Source organism: Stenotrophomonas cyclobalanopsidis (assembly GCF_008710035.1).
Lineage (GTDB): Bacteria > Pseudomonadota > Gammaproteobacteria > Xanthomonadales > Xanthomonadaceae > Stenotrophomonas > Stenotrophomonas cyclobalanopsidis.
Window position 1 is genome coordinate 98,031 of record NZ_VYKI01000013.1, and the last position, 18,237, is coordinate 116,267.

An 18,237-nucleotide genomic window follows, 5' to 3' on the forward strand; every position below is an offset into this window, starting at 1 on the left:
TCCGGCGGCTGGCGGGGATGGGCGCCCATTGTCGCAGTAGAGCCACCCCGTGGGTGGATGCCGCGGCCAATTGCCGCGCCATGGCCGCGACGCCTTACGATAGGCGCCGTTTTCACCCTCTACGTGCCCTGCCCCATGGACAAGACCTACGACGCCGCCTATTTCCAACGCTGGTACCGCCGTGCCGATATCGGCGGCAGCGCCCGCCTGGCGCGCAAGGTCGCCCTGGCCGTGGCCACCGCCGAGTACTACCTGGAGCGGCCGGTGCGCAGCGTGCTCGACATCGGCTGCGGCGAAGGCGCCTGGCGCGCGCCGCTGCTGAAGCTGCGTCCGAAGGTCCAATACCTCGGCTTCGACAGCAGCGAGTACGCTGTGCGCCGTTACGGCCGCACCCGCAACCTGCACATGGCCAGCTTCGGCGATTTCGCCTGGCTGCGGCCCTGTGCCCCGGTCGACCTGCTGGTGTGCTCGGACGTGATGCACTACGTGCCCGACCGCGAACTGCGCGCTGGCCTGTCCGGCGTGGGCGAGCTGACCGCCGGGGTGGCCTTCCTGGAGACCTTCGCGGCCGAGGATGCGTTCGACGGCGACCACGAGGGCTTCCAGGCCCGGCCGGCGCGCTGGTACCGCCGCGAGCTGGCCCGCCAGGGCCTGCAGGCCGTTGGTTCACACCTGTGGCTGGGCCCGGGTCTGGCCAGCGAGGCCGCCGCCCTGGAAAAGATGTGAATCCGGATTCATTATTTTTGCCCCACTTAACCTGTGGGACGCCCGGATGGGATATGCTGCGCGGCAACATATGACCATACATATTCGGTCGTCATGCTCTATCAACTACACGAACTGACCCGCAACCTGCTCGCCCCCTGGGTGCACCAGGCCCAGGCCAACGCCAGGTTCTTCGCCAACCAGGGCCACTGGTGGTCGCAGATGCCCGGCGCTGATCGCTTGGCGGCGGTCAATGAACTCTTCCATCGCATCGGCAAGGATTACGAGAAGCCCGAATGGGGCATCAACGAAATCGACGTCGAAGGCGAGCGCGTGCCGATCGTCGTGCACGAGGAAGTGAGCAAGCCGTTCTGCAAGCTGCTGCGCTTCAAGCGCCACAGCAACGAAGCCGACCAGCTGCACACGATGCTCAACCAGCCGTTCGTGCTGGTGGTGGCGCCCCTGTCGGGCCACCACGCCACGCTGCTGCGCGATACCGTGCGCACGCTGCTGCGCGACCACCGCGTGTACGTCACCGACTGGGTGGATGCGCGCATGGTGCCGGCCAGCGAAGGTGAGTTCGGGCTGGACGACTACATCGCCTACATCCAGGAATTCATCCGCCACCTTGGCGTCGAACGCCTGCACGTGGTGAGCGTGTGCCAGCCGACGGTGCCGGTGCTGGCCGCGGTTTCGCTGATGGCCAGCCGTGGCGAGCCGACCCCGCGTTCTCTGGTGATGATGGGAGGCCCGATCGATGCGCGCTGCAGCCCGACCGCAGTGAACAACCTGGCCACGCAGAACCCGCTGTCGTGGTTCGAGAACAACGTCATCCACACCGTGCCGGCCAGCTACCCCGGCGCCGGCCGCCGCGTGTATCCGGGCTTCCTGCAGCACGCCGGCTTCCTGTCGATGAACCCCAGCCGCCACTTCAGTTCGCACTGGGATTTCTACACCGACCTGGTCAAGGGCGACCTGGAAGACGCCGACGCGCACCGCACGTTCTACGACGAGTACAACGCGGTGCTGGACATGCCGGCCAAGTACTACCTCGACACCATTTCGGTGGTGTTCCAGGACTTCCTGCTGCCGCGTGGCGAGTGGGTGGTCAATGGCGAGAAGGTCGACCCGTCGGCCATCCGCGATACCGCGCTGCTGAGCATCGAAGGCGAGCTGGATGACATCGCCGGCCTCGGCCAGACCGAAGCCGCGCAGGCGCTGTGCACCGGCATCGCGGCCGACCGCCGCGAACATTTCATCGTCGAAGGCGCCGGCCACTACGGCATCTTCAGCGGCCGCCGCTGGCGCGAAGTGGTGTACCCGAAGGTGCGCGATTTCTTCGCCGCCCATGCCGAAGCACCGGCCGCCAAGGCCACGAAGAAGAAGAGCAACGTCACCCCGTTGCGGCGCAAGGCGGGGTAAGACCCCGCCGTGGGGTCGGCCTGCTCCGGGTAGAGGCCAACCTTGGTTGGCGCTCTTCCGTGGACCCCGATGCCGGCGGCATCGTGCCAACCAAGGTTGGCACCTACCACTGCAGGATTCCCCCCGGCCTGTTACAGCCGCACCAGCAGGTTCTTGGCCAGCAGACCATGCAGCTTGCCGATGCCGCGGGCCAGGTGCATCGTCAGCAGCAGCAGCAGCGCACCCACCACCGCCAGCACCGGCGTGAACGCCAGCGGCAGCACGTTGGTGCCATCGATGTAGATGCTCGGCGCGGTCGAGTCGAACAGCGCCGCCACCGGCGACCAGATGAAGGCCAGCGACACCGCCAGCAGGGTCACCGCGATGGTGAAGTAGACGATGCCCAGCGGCAGCATCAGCAGGAAGTACAGCAGCGTCAGCCAGGTGCGGCCATCAGTGAACATGTCGCCGATGCGCTGCAGCCAGGTGCGGCTGCGGTCGGTGTACTGCGGCCGGCGCGGCATGCGTTCGCCCAGCAGCGCTTCCACCAGCCGCCCTTCCAGCAGCGCCAGCCCGCGCACCGAGCCGAAGAACAGCACCGTCAGCGGGATGCCGATGATCAGGATCATCAGGCCCAGCGACAGCGACAGCCCGGTTACCACCCAGGTGAAGAAGAAGATGCCCGTGGCCAGCGACAGCAGCATGTAGAACAGAGCGCCATAGGTATGCGGATCGGTCACCACGCCAAAGAAGCGCGCCATCAGCGAGCGCGGCACCGGCACGGGGGTCGACGCGGCCGGTGCGCCGCCAATGGCCTCGGCGGCGGCGCGCAGCACCGGGCCGGTGTCGGCGCGCGGCGTGCGCAGCGCGCGGTTCACCGTCACCTCGGTCTCGCGATAGATTTCCGCCACTTCCTCCGGCGCCCCGTAGCTGCCGGCCACGTCGGCGATCACCTCGGCCTCGCTGCGGCCCGGCTGCGCGGCCAGTTCGGAGCGCAGGTACTCCTCGGCGTCGTACAGGGCGTCCTGCACCATCGCCGGATCGGCACCCTGCAGGGCCGCGCGCAGCTGTGCCAGGTACTGCGCGATCGTGGTGGGCAGGCCACTGCCTGCCAGGTTCTGCTCGTTCATTGCGGTACCCCCTCCAACACGGAATCGACGGAATCGCGGGTGGCCTGCCAGGCCTGGCGCCACTGCGCCAGCACCCGGTGGCCACGTTCATTGATGCGGTAGTAGCGGCGCGGCGGGCCACTGCTGGACGGCTCGACATGGCTTTCCAGCAGGCCGGCCCCCTCCAGGTTGCGCAGCACCGGGTACAGCGCGCTCTGCTTGCCGCTCAGCACGCCCTCACCCACGCGCTCCAGCTCCTTGGCGATCAGGTAGCCATACAGCGGCTCCCCGGCCCGGGCCAGCACCGCCAGCAGGGCCAGCGACACGGTTCCGGCACTGAGCTCCTTCTGGAACTTCTTCAGGTGGACGTCGTCCTCGCTCATGACCGCCCCTCCACTATGTTGGAGTAAACAGTAGTGCGAAGTCCGGTATAGCGAATGTGTCGTTAGTCACCCTGCTGGTTGGCGTCGACGCGCTGCTCGCGCAGAATCGAAGCCTCGTTCATGTTCCGGGGATTCCATGTCGCGCCCTCGTCTCGCCCTGTCCGCCCTTGCCCTCGCCTGCCTGCTGCCCGCCCTGTCCAGCGCGGCCACGCCATACCGCAGCCCGCAGCAGATCCTCGATGCGTCGGCGGCCAGCGACTGGCGCACGCCGGACCCGGCCAACCTGCTGTACATGGACCTGCCGGCCGGACGGGTGATCATAGAGCTGGCGCCGCAGTTCGCCCCGCGCCATGTGGCCAACATCCAGACGTTCGCCCACGAGCACTTCTGGGACGGCACCAGCATCTACCGGTCGCAGGACAACTTCGTGGTGCAGTTCGGCGATGCCGACGCTGATGACGCGGCCAAGGCCAAACCGTTCGGCAGTGCCGCGCGCAAGCTGCCGGTCGAATTCGAACGTGCCAGCGCCGGCCTGAAGGTGAGCGTGCTGCCCGACCGCGATGGCTGGGCGGCGCAGACCGGGTTCGTCGATGGCTTCCCGGTAGGCCAGGACCCGCAGGCCGGCAAGGCCTGGCTGGCGCACTGCTACGGCATGCTCGGTGCCGGCCGCAGCAACGAGGAAGACAGCAGCATCGGCGCCGAGCTGTACGTGGTGACCGGGCAATCGCCGCGCCAGCTGGACCGCAACATCACCGTGGTCGGCCGCGTGCTGAAGGGCATGGAGCTGCTCAGCGCGATTCCGCGCGGGCCGGCGCCGATGGGTTTCTATGAAGACCCGAAGCTGCGCACGCCGATCGTCTCGATCCGTCGCGCCAGCGATGTGCCGGCCGCAGAGCGCACGCCGATCCAGGTGCTGCGCACCGATTCGAAGAGCTTCGCCGATACGGTAGAGGCGCGGCGCAACCGCGTGGATGATTTCTACAAGCGCCCGGCCGGGCACATCGACCTGTGCAACATTCCGGTGCCGGTGCGGTAGCGCCGGGCCATGCCCGGCGGAATCGGTGAGGTAGCGCCGGGCCATTCCCGGCGAGCGAAGCGGAAAGCATCCACGCATGGCGTGGATCTACCAGGGAGCCGGGCATGGCCCGGCGCTGCCACGCTCAGCCCTTCTGGCTGACGGCCACGCTGCCGAGAATCAGGCCGCCGGCAATCAGCATCTGCAGGGTCACCGGCTCGCCCAGGAACAACCACGCGAACGCCGCGCCGAACAGCGGAATCAGATAGGTCACCGTCGACGCGCGCGAGGGGCCGATGCGGCCGATCAGGCGGTAGAACATCAGGAACGCCAAGCCGGTGCAGGCCACGCCCAGTGCGATCGCCGCGCCCCAGGCCTTGCCCGGGATCGCGGCCTGCGGCCAGTGGGTCACCGCCATCGGCAGCATCCACAACGAGGCGCAGCCCAGCGTCGCTGCAGCGGCAGCGGCCGACGGCAGGCCGGTCATGTGCCGCTTCACCAGGTTCACGCCCAGCCCGTACAGCAGCGAGGCCGCAGCGCCGGCCAGCACGGCCGTGCCGATGCTCAGGCCCGACACCTTGGCCGTGGCCAGCACCACCACACCGGCAAAGCCGACCAGCAGCGCACTGGCGCGACGCACGCCGATCTTCTCGCCAAAGAACAGGAAGGCGATCAGCGCAGCAAACAGCACGGTCATCGCATTGCAGATCGCGCCGATGGCCGCCGGTGCCTGCTCGGCCGAGTAGGCGAACAGCACGAACGGCAGCGCCGAGTTGATCAGGCCGATCGGGGCCAGCCACAGCCACCGGCGCGGCGGGAATTGCGCACGCGCGCGCCACAGGAACGGCATCAGCACCAGCGCGCCGAGCACCAGACGGACTTCAACCAGCGCGAACGGGCCGAACGAGGGCACGGCCACGCGCATGAACAGGAACGAGCAGCCCCAGATCGCGCCCAGCAGGGTCAATTCCAAGGGGGTGCGCCAATCGCGTTCTGCCACCTGCGTTACCGCGTTCATGCCCTGCCTCCGTCCTGCGCCTGCGCTGTTTCTGGGCCAACAGGATCATCCGCAGACGCCTGCTGCACAAGCGCGTAGTATCGCTGCCAGCCACAAATATGGTTTGAGGCTCGACATGCAGCTACGCCCTTCCCTGCTCCCCGCGCTGGCCGTGTTCGCGGTGGCCGCGCGCCACCAGAACTTCGCCCAGGCCGCGCTGGAACTGCACCTGACCGCCAGCGCGGTCAGCCACCACGTGCGCCGCCTGGAGGAGGTGCTGGAGGTACGCCTGTTCCTGCGCCACGCGCGCGGCGTGCGGCTGACCGCTGAGGGCCGGCAGCTGGCCGACGCCGCCAGCGCCGCGTTCACCGATGTTGCCGCCGTGGCCCACCACCTGCAGCCGGATGCGGACAGCGTGCCGCTGCGCATCGCCACGCTGCGCTCGCTGTCCTACTGCTGGCTGCTGCCACGCCTGCCGCGCTTCACCCAGGCGCATCCGCACATCCGCATCGAACTGCACACCGGCAGCGGCCTGGACCGCTACGACGAGAACGGCCCCGAGGTGGGCATCCGCTACGGCCTGGGCCAGTGGCCCGGCCTGCATGCGCAGCACCTGATGGACGACAGCCTGTTCCCGGTGGCCTCGCCGGCGCTGCCAGGCGTGGAAGCGCTGCAGGACCCGGCGCGCATCGCCGAGCTGCCGCTGCTGACCGATCTCTCGCCGCAGGGCTGGCGCGACTGGTTCCGCCATGCCGGCGTGCGGCCGCCCTCGCCCTTGCCGTCCATGCACACGTTTGCCGACAGCACCGATGCGATGCGCGCGGCGGTGTACGGCATGGGCGCGGTGCTGGCGCGCACCCACGTCGCCCAGCCTTACGTGCAGCGCTATGAAGTGGTGCGTCTGCCTGGCCCGGCACTGAAGGCGCGCTATGCCTACTATGTGGTGCATGCCGAAGCGCAGCCGCCCAGCCCGGCCGCGCGGTTGTTCATCGACTGGCTGCTGACCCAGGCGCACGACGAACGCACGCCCATTCCCGCCCTGCCCGACAGCCTGCTCGGCCGCCCGCCCACGGTCGGCTGACTGCACCCTCACCCGGTCTTTGCCCGCCGCTGGCTAGGCTGCAGGCAACCCCACACCGTGTACCTGCCATGGCAATGCTGCGACTGCGCATCACCGGAACCGAAGACGACACCCGCGCCATCAGCGATCTGCTGCTGGGCCTGGACGGCATCGAACATGTCGAGGAAACCGACGACCTGATGCCGCACATGGACGACGACGATTCCAGTTCCGCCGGGCTGTCCGATGACATCGGCCCGGGCATCCACGAACTGGAAGTGGAAGTCGGCAACGAAAGCACTGCGCAGAAGGTGCGCGATGCGGTGCAGGAGCTGGCGTTGGAACTGGATGTGTTCGTCGAGTACGAGACCGACGAAGGCTGAGGGTTCGCCGGGCATGGCCCGGCGCTACCACTGCACTGAGATTCGCCGGGCATGGCCCGGCGTTACCCCCTGCGTTCGATCACGCCTTGCGGCGGCGCCTGCGCAGCCATGCGCGGATGCCCCAGCCGGCCAGCAGCGCCACGATGGCGACCGGCAGCAGGGCTGCCGCCGCGCGGATCAGGAACGCGACGCTCAGGCTGAGGATGTTGCCCGATTCACTCAGCGCCTCACCGATCTCACCGCGGCTGCGCTGGCCTGACGTGGTGTCGAAGTGCAGCGTCACCAACTGGGTATCGATGCGACGGCGCTGCTACGCGGCATCCTTGTTGGCCTGCTCCACGCCCGCTTCGATTTCCGACAGGCGCGTGGTGATCGCCATCAGTTCCTCGATCTTCAGATCCTCGCGGTCCTGGTAGGAAAGCAGCCTCGCGTGTTCCTTTTCCAGCCGGGCCTTGGTCAGCGCGGTATCGGCCACCTGCTGGGCCAGATCCTCGGCGCGGGTCGTGCGCGCCTGTATTTGCCCGCCTTCACCGGCCAGGCCGATCAACGGCTCCACGCCCTTCGGCGCGATGCGCACCTTGACCTCGCCACTGGGGCGCTCGCCGCTGCGCTGGTTGACTTCCAGTACCGCACAATCACCGAACTTCGCCCCCTGGCAGGCCTGCGTGACCTGCTGGATGTGCGCTGCGATCCGAGCCGCCTCCAGCTACACCTGCACATCGTGCTTGTAGGCCAGGAACGCATCTTCTGGTGACGCCACAGCTTCGGCGCTTGCGCCGCCGGCAGCAGCGGCGTGGTCGCCCTGTGCCGCGCAGCCGGACAGTGCCAGTGCAAGCAGCACGGCTGCGGCCGCGCCGCGACGGGTAAACACGCTTCTTCCTTGAACCTGCATGGGGTTGCCCTCCGGGGCGCTGGGAGTCCTGCCAACGCCCATGGTAAGCCTATGGCAGGGGGACAAAGCGCCCCGCGCGGCCTATGCTCGGAGATTGATCCCCGTACAGGAACACCGATGCGCCCGCATCTCCTTGCCCTTGCCCTGGTTGCCGCCCTGACCGGTTGCCAGCCGGCCGACGCCCCGACCAACGGTTCCACCCCGGCCGCCAGCCAGCAGGCCGGCGATGCGGCGGCCGACACCGCCTTCGCCGACCTGTCCAAGCGTGCGCTGGACACCTGGATGCAGCTGTCCCCGGTCAGCGCGACGCAGATCGGTGACCACCGCTATGACAGCGAGATCGACGACCTGAGCGCGGCCGGCCAGCAGAAGACCGTGGCGGCCTACAAGGGCCTGCTCGCCGAACTGGACAAGATCGACGTGGCCAAGCTCGGCCGCGAGAACCAGGTCGATGCGGCGATCCTGCGCAACCAGCTGCAATCGGAAATCTGGAACAGCGAAGTGCTGCAGTCCGGCAAGTGGGACCCGCAGGTCTACAACGGCCTGGCCGGCAGTGCCCTGTACGGCCTGATGGCGCGCGAATTCGCACCGCTGCCCGACCGCCTGAAGTCGGCAACCGCGCGCTTGGAAAAGCTGCCGGCGATCTTCGCCCAGGCCCGCGAGAACCTCGACCCGGCACGCGTGCCGAAGATCCACGCCGAGACGGTGGCCAAGCAGAACAAGGGCATCCTCAGCATCGTCGATACCTTCATCACCCCGCACATCGGCGAACTGCCGCAGGCCGACCAGCAGCGCCTGCAGGCCGCCATCGACGGCCTGAAGAAGGCCGTGGACGAGCAGCAGACCTGGCTGGACAAGACCCTGGTGCCGAACGCCAAGGGTGACTTCCGCATCGGTGCTGAAAAGTACGACCAGAAGCTGAAGTTCGCGCTGAACTCCTCGTTGTCGCGCCAAGAGATCGGTGAGCGTGCGCGCGCCGAACTCAAGCGCGTGCGCGAGGATATGTACGGCATCGCGCAGACCGTGCTGAAAGACAAGCCGGGCGCGCCGGAGATGCCGGCGCAGCCGACCGACGAGCAGCAGCAGAAGGCCATCGAAGCCGCGCTGGAACTGGCCTACGCCGACAAGCCGGCGCGCGACAAGGTGGTCGACGATGCCAAGGCCGCGCTGGAGCAGTCCACCGCGTTCGTGCGCGAACACGACCTGATGACCTTGCCCGATGCGCCGGTCGACATCATCCTGATGCCGGAATTCCAGCGTGGCGTGGCCGTGGCCTACTGCGATTCGCCGGGCCCGCTGGACAAGAACCTGAAGACCTTCTACGCCGTCTCGCCGATTCCGGACGACTGGAACGACAAGCAGGTCGACTCGTTCCTGCGTGAGTACAACTCGCGCATGATCCACCTGCTGAGCATCCACGAAGGCACCCCGGGCCATTACCTAGAAGGCTGGCACTCGGCCAAGTTCCCCTCGACCCTGCGTGCGGTGCTGCGTTCGGGCCTGTTTGCCGAAGGCTGGGCGGTCTACACCGAGCGCATGATGCAGGAGCAGGGTTACCTCAACAACGACCCGCTGTTCCACTTGGTGCAGCTGAAGTTCTACCTGCGCACGATCTCCAACGCGATCCTCGACCAGGGCGTGCACGTGGACAACTGGGACCGCGAGAAGGCGATGCACCTGATGACCCACGACGCGTTCCAGCAGGAAAGCGAAGCGTCGGGCAAGTGGGTGCGCGCGCAGCTGACCTCGGCGCAGCTGCCGACCTACTTCGTCGGTGCGCAGGAACACTTCGACACCCGCAAGGCGATGCAGGAAAAGCTGGGCGACACGTTCAACCTGAAGGCCTACCACGACCAGATGCTGTCCTACGGCGCACCGCCGGTGCGCTTCGCACGCCAGCTGATGCTGGACCAGCCGATCGAGTGATTGATCGGGTGTGAGATGGAAACGGAACGGCCCGGGAAGACCCGGGCCGTTTTTTTGTTCGGCGTTCCCGGATGGGTTCATCCACGCATGGCGTGGATGGCACTCAATTCACCGCGTGATGCAGCAACCGCTCGAACTGCACGTCACTGCATCCCTCCTGCCCGCATCCCGGCAGGGCCAACGCCCTCCTCCCCGGCGGCTGTGCATCACTCAATGGAACCGCGTCACGCAACTGCGTTCGGGTGGGATAGACATACACCAGCCGGTAACGCGCTTCACCGCTTTGCCCGCGCCAGCGCTCGAACTGCAGCAGGCCGCCGATCGGCGTCTTCTCCAGCTGGCCCGGCAGCGTGTAATCAGAGGCCCCCATCGCCGCCAGCACGGCGCCGATGTTGGAATCGTGGCCGACCAGCAGGTTCACCTTCGGCGACTGCGGATCAGCGAACACGCCAGCGATGTGCGACAACAGCGGCGCCGCCACATCGCGCGCCACCTCCGGCGTGCCGAACAGGATGTCCTGGTAAGCATTGCGGACCCGCGCCAAGGCCTGCCACTGCGCGTCCTCGTGCAGCCTGCCCCAACCGGCCGCAGTACCCGTCGCGTTCTGGTAATCCTCCATCAGCAGCGCATCGACCATGCCATTGGCCAGCGCCAGTGAACCAGTGGCACCCGGCTCCCTGCCCGCTTCCGCGCGGAACTGGCTGTCGCCCGCACGCAGCGTGCAATGGCTGCGTCCGATGCAGCCCGGCGAGGCCGCGTGTTCAACCACGCTCTCCACCGCCTGCAGATCCGGGCCCAAACGCGCCTGCGATTCGGCCTTCTGCATCGCACGCAGGGCGCGACGCTTGAAGCCGGCGTCGCCGCGATGGATCACCGGGTCGAACAGCGGATCGATCGTGCCCAGCGGCCGACGCTGTTCCACCGTGACGTGGCAACCGGGGAAGGCGCCGGCGATGAAGAACTGCGCGGTGGCCTGGGTGCGCTGCAGGCTGTTGGCCAGCGCGTGGAAGTCACTGGCCTGCGGGCAGCCGCTGGCCGGCAGCAGCTGCTGCGTGCGCAGCCACTGGCCGAGGTAGCGCCCCATGTACACCTCCAGCACGCCGCCCTTGGTGGTCAGCTCGCCGGCGGCAACGTCCCACGTCGTCCAGGTATTCGGCGTCGCTTCGGCCAGCGTGCCCGAGGACACCAGCGGCGCGCGCAGGTTGTGGCGGCTGAGCAGGATGACCTGCTCGAGGCGGTCGCCTCGCACGGGTGCCGGCGTGGCTGCTGCGGCCGTGCTGGTCATCGTGAGCGCCAGCAGCAGGGAACACAGGAATCGGGTCATGCAGGTCTCCACAAACAGGCCGGGAAGGAGGGGAGCGGCCCCGGCCTACCGCACCTCCGGCGCCTGGAGCAGCTTCACCGGAGCCTTGGCCTTCCTCAGTTCGATCGGAACAGAAAGCACGCGGCTGGCCTCACGTTCCTCGCCTTCGTAAATCTTCTCAAAATCCTTTGCCGGCAACTCAACCACGATGACGCCGCGGCTCCCATCAACCATCAGTCCCTGATGCTCCGGAAACAGCTTCTGGATCTCTCCAGATTTCACGACGTCTTCAAGCTCGTTCAGCGAATGCGCGGCACCAACCACGAAATGATAGGTGAGCCGTCCATATCGCGTATCCACAATCGCCGAAGGCACCGGGTCAGCTCCGGTCAGCCTGACCGTCACGACCATCGGGTTCTCCGTGAACGTCTTGCCTGCAAACCTGTCCGGCATGACCTCCATGATCTTCTGAAGCTCTTCTCCGGCCGCCATTCGAAGGCGCAGGCGTCTGTCAGCTTCGACCGCCGTCAGCTCTTCCTTCTCTGCAAAAGTCTGGACGACAGGGTCGGTGGCGGGCGTTACGTGCTGGCAGAACGCGGGAGACATTGCCGAAGCGCCAACAAACATAACGACTACGATCATGGGTCCGGGATTGAGTCTCATGAGACCTCCTTGGTCCGGCTCAGACTGGGGTCAGAGCCCTTTCCTGCGGAAAGGGATCCGACCCCGATCCCATCATTGGTCGGCCGCCACGAACCCACCGGTCTGCCGCGCCCAAAGGCGCGCGTAAAGGCCGCCGGCGGCGATCAGCTCGGCGTGGGTGCCGGTTTCGACGATGCGGCCCTGGTCCATCACCACCAGCCGGTCCATGCGCGCGATGGTCGACAGGCGGTGCGCGATCGCGATCACCGTCTTGCCGCCCATCAGCTCGTCCAGGCTGTCCTGGATCGCCGCTTCCACTTCCGAATCCAGCGCCGAGGTGGCTTCGTCCAGCACCAGGATCGGTGCGTCCTTCAGCAGCACACGGGCGATGGCGATGCGCTGGCGCTGGCCACCGGACAGCTTCACGCCGCGCTCGCCGACGTGTGCGTCATAGCCACGACGCCCCTGCCCGTCCACCAGCGTGTCGATGAAGGCCTCTGCACGTGCCTTGGCCACGGCCGCACGCAACTGCTCGTCGCTGGCGTCGGGACGGCCATACAGCAGGTTGTCGCGGATCGAACGGTGCAGCAGCGAGGTGTCCTGGGTGACGACGCCAATCTGCTGGCGCAGGCTTTCTTGGGTGACGTGGGCGATGTCCTGCCCGTCGATCAGGATGCGGCCGCTTTCCAGGTCGTACAGGCGCAGCAGGATGTTGACCAGGGTCGACTTGCCGGCGCCGGACGGACCGACCAGGCCGATCTTCTCGCCGGGCTTGACCACCAGGTCCAGGCCGGCGATCACGCCGCCCTTCTTGCCGTAATGGAAGTGGATGTCCTGGAAGTGCACGCCGCCGTGGGCCACCTGCAGCGGCACGGCGTCCTCGCGGTCCTGCACGGTCAGCGGCTGGGCGATGGTGGTGATGCCATCCTGCACCGTGCCGATGTCCTCGAAGATGCCGTTGATGGTCCACATGATCCAGCCGGACATGTTGTGGATGCGGATGACCAGGCCGGTGGCAAGGGTGATCGCGCCCACCGTGATGTGCCCGCCGTTCCACAGCCACAGCGCCAGGCCGCAGGTGCCGGCGATCAGGAAGCCGTTGACGATGGCGATGGTCAGGTCCATGCCGGTGGTGATGCGGGTCTGCGCGCGATGCTTGACCGCCAGTTCCTGGATCGACTCGGCCACGTAGGCCTGCTCTCGGCCGCCATGGGCGAACAGCTTCAACGTCGGGATGTTGGTGTAGCCATCGACGATGCGGCCCATGGCCTTGGAACGTGCCTCCGAGGCGATCCATGCCCGCTGCTTCGCGCGCGGCACGAAGTAGGCCAGGATCACCGCGTAGGCCAGCAGCCACAGGATCAGCGGCACCATCAGGCGCCAGTCGGCCTGCGCGAACAGGTACAGCGCGGTGCCGGTGTAGACCACGATGTACCAGAGCGAATCGACCATCTGCACCGCCGATTCGCGCAGTGACGTACCGGTCTGCATCACCCGGTTGGCGACACTGCCGGCAAAATCGTTCTGGAAGAAACTCAGGCTCTGCCGCACCACGTAGTTGTGCATCAGCCAGCGCGAGCGGTTGCTCAGGCCCGGCACGATGGCCTGGTTGACCAGCAGGTTGTGCAGGCCGACCAGGATCGGCCGCGCGATGACCGTGATGAACAGCATCCAGCCCAGCTCGTTGGCGTGGCGCTGGAAGAAACCGGCACCGGGCTGCTCGGCGACCATGTCGACGATGCGGCCCAGGTAATCGAACATCGCCACTTCCACCAGCGCCAGCAGCAGGCCGGCGATGAGGGTGGCCAGCAGCACCGGCCACACCGGGCGCAGGTAGTGCAGGTAGAACGGCAGCACCTTCTGCGGCGGCATGCGGCCGTCCACGGGCGGAAACACCGGAATCAGGGATTCAAACCAACGAAACATCACATTCCCTCGCCAGATCAGCGCGGCGATTATCCCATGGACGGTGTGTTCCCGGCGTTCGCCGGGCATGGCCCGGCGCTACCGTTACGGAGTGACCGGGGTGAACAGCAGGTCCTGGAAATCGAAGCTGAAATCGGTCAGGTCCGAGATCGACTGCATGCGCACCTCGCGCACCTTGCCGTCCGGGTCCAGGCTGAAGTTCACGAACGCATCGGCGTTGAGCGAGCGGTCATCCCAGCGCACGATGAAGGTGTCGTGCTGCCAGTGTTCCAGGCGGCCGCTCAGCTGCGCGGTTTTGGCAAAGCGCAGGCGCAGGCCCTCGCCTTCGGCCGACACCACCATGTCGCCATACCAGCGGTCGCGGTAGGTGGCGGCATAGGCGGCCAGCGGCAGCGACGGCGTGCTGCGCTTGGCACGCTCGGCCTGGTGCTTGGCCCAGGCTTCATCGGCCTTGTGCTGGCCCTTGGCCACGCCCTTGGCGTAGGCATCGACCCAGTCATGCTTCTCGCCGCCCAGGTAGGCATCGAGCACGCTCAGGGTGATGGCATTGAACGCCGCGCCCGATTCCTGGTTGGTCAGCACCACCACGCCCAACTTCTGCCCGGGGACCAGAGTCAGCCGCGAGACCATGCCCGGCCAGCCGCCGGTGTGCCAGACCAGCTTCTGCCCGCGGTAGTCGCTCAGGCTCCAGCCTTCGCCATAGCCGGCGAAGTTGGCGCGCGCCGGCTCCAGCTCGGGCACGCTCGGTGCGGCGATCGCCTGCGGCGTGATCATCTGCCACATCTCTTTCTGGGTCTTGGCACTGAACAGCGGCGTGCCGTCGGCCAGCGCGCCCTCGGCCAGCTGCACCTGCATCCAGCGCGCCATGTCATGCGCGCTGGAATAGATGCCGCCGGCCCCGGCGTTGTTCGACCAGGTCAGCGGCGCAACGGTGCGCAGATCCTTGAAATCGTACTTCGCGTGGCCGATCGCCGCGTTGTCGCCGGCCTGCAGGTGGTCGGCGTTGTAGCGCGTGCCGGCCATGCCCACCTTGTCGAAGATGCGGGTCTGCAGGAACTGCTGGTAACTCATGCCCGACACTTTCTCGATCACCTGCTGTGCGACCGCATAGAGGATGTTGTCGTAGGCATAACGCTCGCGGAAACCGCCCTTCAGCGGCACCTGGCCAAGCCGCTGCACCACCTCGGCATTGCTGTAGGAGGTGGTCGGCCAGAACAGCAGGTCGCCCGCGCCCAGGCTGAGGCCACTGCGGTGCGAGAGCAGGTCGCGCAGGGTCATCTGCCCGGTCACGAACGGGTCGGACATGCGGAAAGACGGAAGGTGGTCGATCACCTTGTCGTCCATCTTCAGCTTGCCGTCCTCGGCCAGCAGGTTCAGCGAGGTGGCGGTGAAAGCCTTGGTGTTGGAGGCGATGGCGAACAGGGTATCGGCCTGTACCGGCGCCGGCTTGCCCAGCTCACGCACGCCCCAGCCGCGTTCCAGCACGACCTTGCCATCCTTGACCACGGCCACGGACACGCCGGGCACGTCGAACTGCGCGCGCACGCGCTCGACGGTCGCATCCAGGTCCTGCAGCTGCGCCGGCGTCGGCGCGGTCTCGGCCGCATTCGCCATCGTCGCGCAGGCCAGCAGCACGGCGCCTCCAATCCAGTTGTTCATCCAGCACCATCTCCGAACAGGGGTTGCGGCCACGTGCAGGCCGTCACCGGGGTTTCGCGCGATGGTAACGGCCGCCGGCCGATCCTGCCCCGTGCCATAGGAGGGGTGTCATGGTCCACAGTGATCCATCCAGTCCCGGTTCCACCATGATTCCGGGCCTGCGCTGCCGCAATGCGCGGGTCGCCGTCGACTGGCGGCAGCGCGCGCCAGCCAGGTACGTTCCCTGGCACGCGGACCACGGCCGGTGACGCCGGCCGCGATCCGCTGCGGCATCGGTGGTTGGGTATTCCCCGAGTGGCGCGGTGGCATGTTCTACCCCGAGGGCCTGCCGCAGCGTGAGGAGCTCGAGTACGCCAGCCACGCGCTGCGCTGCATCGAGATCAACGGCACGTTCTACCGCACGCCCACCGAAGCACAGTGCGCGCAGTGGGCGGCGCAGACGCCGGACGGCTTCCGATTCTCGATGAAGGCGCCGCGCTATCTCGTGCAGCGCCGCGACCTGTCCTCCACTGTGGACGCGGCTGCGCCGTTCCTGCTGGCCGCGCTGGCGCTGGGTGATCGGCTGGGCCCGCTGCTGTGGCAGTTCGACCCGAAGCATCCGGCCGATGCGGTGGCACTGGAAGCGCTGATGGCCGCGCTGCCGAAGACGCTGCAGGGCGTGCCGCTGCAGCACGCGCTGGAAGTGCGCAACGCGCAGGTGCACGGCCCCGCACTGGTCACCGCCGCGCGCCGCCATGGCGTGGCTCTGGTGATCGAGGACAGTGACGAGGCCCCGCTGCACGGCGACGTCAGCGCCAGCTTCGTCTACGCGCGGATCAAGCGCAGCCAGGCGCGCCTGCGCGAAGGCCTGCCGCGTCCGCAGCAACAGCGCTGGGCGGAGCGCGCGCGGCGCTGGTCACGCGGCGAACCCGTGGACGACCTGCCCTGCCTCGCCGAACCGGCGGTGCCACAGCCACGCGAGGTCTACCTGCTGTGCATCGGCGCGGGCAAGGCACGCAATCCCGCCGCGGCGATGGCCCTGCAGCGGCTCAGCGACGGCGCCAGCGATCCACCGCCCACAGCAGCGTCCAGCCCAGCACGAACACGCCGGCCACGCGCAGCACGTTGAGCGCGAACGCGGCAGGGCCGATCCTCTGCCATTCCAGGAAGGGATACGGAGCCTGCCCAATCAGCGCGGCCACCAGCATCGCCCAGCCCAGGTAGGCCACCGGCGCCAGCAGCACCCTGCCCAGCGCGCGCCAGCGCAGGCTTCCATGCGGCAACAGCAGCAGCCAGCCGCCCAGATACAGCAGCGGCACGGCGTAGTGCAGGCCCATGTCGACCCCCCACTGCAGCCCGGTGGGGTGCCACAGTCCCTGCAGGGCCACGGCATAGACCAGGCCGGTTACGCCGATGCACAGCGCCAGCAGCGCCGCCGCGGTCGCCCGCAGCGTTCGCCCCGATGCCAGGCGCAGGCAGCCCAGGCACACGGCCAGGTTGCTGAGGATGGTGAAGTAGCCGAAGAACCGCAGCGTCGCCGCGGCGACGCCCACGCTGCCGCCGGGGCCGTTGACCAGCAACAGGTACTGCAGCAGCAGTGATGTGGCGGCGACCAGCGCGGTCAGCGCGGCCCAACCCCGCAGCAGACGGTCGGCAGGCATGGCAGGAACTCCGTGGACGGAATGCAGCAGGCGGCCCTCACCATCGCCGGCCGCCCCGTGCTTGCCGCACAATACACGGATGACGACCCCCGACACCCGCAAAGCGCTCTGGCAGATCCATTTCTGTGTCCTGTTGTGGGGTGTCACCGCCATCCTCGGCAAGCTGATTACCCTGCCCGCCCTGCCGCTGGTGTGGTGGCGCATGCTGCTGGTGGTGGCGATGCTGGCCCTGCTGCCGCGCGTCTGGCGCGGGCTGCGCACCCTGCCCCTGCCGCTGGTGGCCGGTTATGCCGGCATCGGTGCGCTGGTCGCCCTGCACTGGCTGACCTTCTATGGTGCGGTGAAGCTGGCCAATGCCTCGGTGGCCGCCACCTGCATCGCGCTGGCACCGGTGTTCACCTCCATCATCGAACCCTGGGTGGCCAAGCGGCCGTTCCAGCTGCGCGAACTCGCCTTCGGCCTGGCGGTGCTGCCGGGCGTGGCCCTGGTGGTCGGCGGCGTGCCCGATGGCATGCGCCTGGGCGTGCTGGTCGGTGCACTGTCGGCGCTGCTGGTGGCGGTGTTCGGTTCGCTCAACAAGCGCATGGTCAGCCATGCCGACCCGCTGACGGTGACCGCGCTGGAACTGGGTGCCGGCACCCTCACCCTGACCCTGCTGGCACCGGTGCTGCCGTACCTGCTGCCGGCACTGGCCAGCCCGCTGTGGGTGGTGCCCAACCTGCATGACGGCATCCTGCTGCTGGTGCTGGCGGGGGTCTGCACGCTGCTGCCGTTTGCCCTGGCCCTGGTCGCCCTGCGTCATCTCAGCGCCTACACCGTGCAGCTGGTGACCAACCTGGAGCCTGTCTATGCCGTGCTGCTGGCGGTGGTGCTGCTGCGCGAACAGCATGAAGTGACGCCGTGGTTCTACCTGGGCGTGGCAATCATCGTCGGTGCGGTGTTCCTGCACCCGCTGCTGAACCGTCGCAAGCGGGTGCAGCACCCGGAGATCCTGGGCACGGCCGAAGCGCGCAACGTCGCCGAGTAAGGCGGAGGGTTCTGTAGAGTCGAGCCATGCTCGATTGCGCGCCTTTGTAGAGCCGAGATCCTATGTTCGTGGTCAAGCCTGTTGGAAGCAGGCTTGGCCTACCTTCAGCATGGCTGGGTCGAATTCCTTGCCACTCTTGAATACGCCCCACGCAATCCTGGCCAGTTTT

At 67.5% G+C, this 18,237-nt stretch carries 16 protein-coding genes and 1 pseudogene; 8 read left to right on the forward strand and 9 right to left on the reverse strand.

Going from position 1 to position 18,237, the window contains the following annotated elements; genetic code table 11:
* Nucleotides 1-135: 135 nt before the first annotated feature.
* Nucleotides 136-726, forward strand: coding sequence for a class I SAM-dependent DNA methyltransferase (locus FJU31_RS11850; protein ID WP_150454921.1), 591 nt, complete (start codon nucleotides 136-138; stop codon nucleotides 724-726).
* Between the two features lie 93 nt (nucleotides 727-819).
* Nucleotides 820-2,127, forward strand: a complete 1,308-nt coding sequence (locus FJU31_RS11855; RefSeq protein WP_150454922.1) for a polyhydroxyalkanoate depolymerase — start codon at nucleotides 820-822, stop codon at nucleotides 2,125-2,127.
* A 131-nt stretch (nucleotides 2,128-2,258) separates the two neighbouring features.
* Here the strand turns inward: FJU31_RS11855 and FJU31_RS11860 are convergent, their stop codons facing one another.
* Together FJU31_RS11860 and FJU31_RS11865 are read right to left on the reverse strand one after the other, a co-directional pair.
* Nucleotides 2,259-3,236 carry a sensor domain-containing protein gene (locus FJU31_RS11860; protein ID WP_150454923.1) on the reverse strand — a complete coding sequence of 326 codons (978 nt, stop codon included), beginning with the start codon at nucleotides 3,234-3,236 and terminating at the stop codon, nucleotides 2,259-2,261.
* Nucleotides 3,233-3,598: a PadR family transcriptional regulator gene (locus tag FJU31_RS11865; protein WP_150454924.1), complete on the reverse strand. Its 366-nt coding sequence runs from the start codon at nucleotides 3,596-3,598 to the stop codon at nucleotides 3,233-3,235. Before FJU31_RS11865 ends, FJU31_RS11860 begins: the two co-directional genes overlap by 4 nt.
* 136 nt (nucleotides 3,599-3,734) lie before the next feature.
* Between FJU31_RS11865 and FJU31_RS11870 the strand changes: the two genes are divergently transcribed.
* A complete protein-coding gene (locus tag FJU31_RS11870; protein ID WP_150454925.1) occupies nucleotides 3,735-4,634 on the forward strand; it encodes a peptidylprolyl isomerase in 900 nt (299 codons plus the stop codon).
* A 124-nt stretch (nucleotides 4,635-4,758) separates the two neighbouring features.
* Here the strand turns inward: FJU31_RS11870 and FJU31_RS11875 are convergent, their stop codons facing one another.
* Nucleotides 4,759-5,631, reverse strand: a complete 873-nt coding sequence (locus FJU31_RS11875) for a DMT family transporter (protein WP_150454926.1) — start codon at nucleotides 5,629-5,631, stop codon at nucleotides 4,759-4,761.
* 115 nt (nucleotides 5,632-5,746) lie between these two features.
* On the opposite strand from FJU31_RS11875, the gene FJU31_RS11880 reads away from it, so the two are divergent.
* Both FJU31_RS11880 and FJU31_RS11885 read left to right on the forward strand, forming a co-directional pair.
* Nucleotides 5,747-6,691, forward strand: coding sequence for a LysR substrate-binding domain-containing protein (locus tag FJU31_RS11880; RefSeq protein WP_150454927.1), 945 nt, complete (start codon nucleotides 5,747-5,749; stop codon nucleotides 6,689-6,691).
* A gap of 68 nt (nucleotides 6,692-6,759) precedes the next feature.
* Nucleotides 6,760-7,053, forward strand: a complete 294-nt coding sequence (locus FJU31_RS11885) for a hypothetical protein (protein WP_150454928.1) — start codon at nucleotides 6,760-6,762, stop codon at nucleotides 7,051-7,053.
* Nucleotides 7,054-7,132: 79 nt separating this feature from the next.
* On the opposite strand, the pseudogene FJU31_RS11890 reads toward FJU31_RS11885, so the two are convergent.
* Nucleotides 7,133-7,945, reverse strand: a pseudogene (locus FJU31_RS11890) (DUF4349 domain-containing protein).
* A 117-nt stretch (nucleotides 7,946-8,062) separates the two neighbouring features.
* On the opposite strand from FJU31_RS11890, the gene FJU31_RS11895 reads away from it, so the two are divergent.
* Nucleotides 8,063-9,871, forward strand: coding sequence for a DUF885 domain-containing protein (locus tag FJU31_RS11895; RefSeq protein WP_150454929.1), 1,809 nt, complete (start codon nucleotides 8,063-8,065; stop codon nucleotides 9,869-9,871).
* A 103-nt stretch (nucleotides 9,872-9,974) separates the two neighbouring features.
* On the opposite strand, the gene agp is transcribed toward FJU31_RS11895, so the two are convergent.
* The 4 genes from agp to FJU31_RS11915 all read right to left on the reverse strand — a co-directional run bounded on the left by agp (nucleotide 9,975) and on the right by FJU31_RS11915 (nucleotide 15,401).
* Nucleotides 9,975-11,195, reverse strand: a complete 1,221-nt coding sequence (gene agp, locus FJU31_RS11900; RefSeq protein WP_150454930.1) for a bifunctional glucose-1-phosphatase/inositol phosphatase — start codon at nucleotides 11,193-11,195, stop codon at nucleotides 9,975-9,977.
* Nucleotides 11,196-11,240: 45 nt separating this feature from the next.
* Nucleotides 11,241-11,837 carry a hypothetical protein gene (locus FJU31_RS11905; protein WP_150454931.1) on the reverse strand — a complete coding sequence of 199 codons (597 nt, stop codon included), beginning with the start codon at nucleotides 11,835-11,837 and terminating at the stop codon, nucleotides 11,241-11,243.
* Nucleotides 11,838-11,909: 72 nt separating this feature from the next.
* Complete coding sequence (gene smrA / locus FJU31_RS11910; RefSeq protein ID WP_150454932.1) at nucleotides 11,910-13,742, reverse strand: multidrug efflux ABC transporter SmrA; 1,833 nt, start codon at nucleotides 13,740-13,742, stop codon at nucleotides 11,910-11,912.
* 84 nt (nucleotides 13,743-13,826) lie between these two features.
* The gene (locus tag FJU31_RS11915) at nucleotides 13,827-15,401 is read right to left on the reverse strand and encodes a serine hydrolase (protein ID WP_150454933.1); all 1,575 of its coding nucleotides are present in this window, start codon (nucleotides 15,399-15,401) and stop codon (nucleotides 13,827-13,829) included.
* A 244-nt stretch (nucleotides 15,402-15,645) separates the two neighbouring features.
* On the opposite strand from FJU31_RS11915, the gene FJU31_RS11920 reads away from it, so the two are divergent.
* Entirely contained in the window at nucleotides 15,646-16,509 is an 864-nt protein-coding gene (locus FJU31_RS11920) for a DUF72 domain-containing protein (protein WP_150454934.1), read from the forward strand.
* On the opposite strand, the gene FJU31_RS11925 is transcribed toward FJU31_RS11920, so the two are convergent.
* Entirely contained in the window at nucleotides 16,430-17,041 is a 612-nt protein-coding gene (locus FJU31_RS11925) for a Pr6Pr family membrane protein (protein WP_150454935.1), read from the reverse strand. The two genes, FJU31_RS11920 and FJU31_RS11925, sit on opposite strands and share 80 nt — an antisense overlap.
* Nucleotides 17,042-17,120: 79 nt before the next feature.
* Between FJU31_RS11925 and FJU31_RS11930 the strand changes: the two genes are divergently transcribed.
* Nucleotides 17,121-18,068, forward strand: a complete 948-nt coding sequence (locus FJU31_RS11930) for a DMT family transporter (protein ID WP_150454936.1) — start codon at nucleotides 17,121-17,123, stop codon at nucleotides 18,066-18,068.
* The last annotated feature ends 169 nt before the right edge of the window (nucleotides 18,069-18,237 follow it).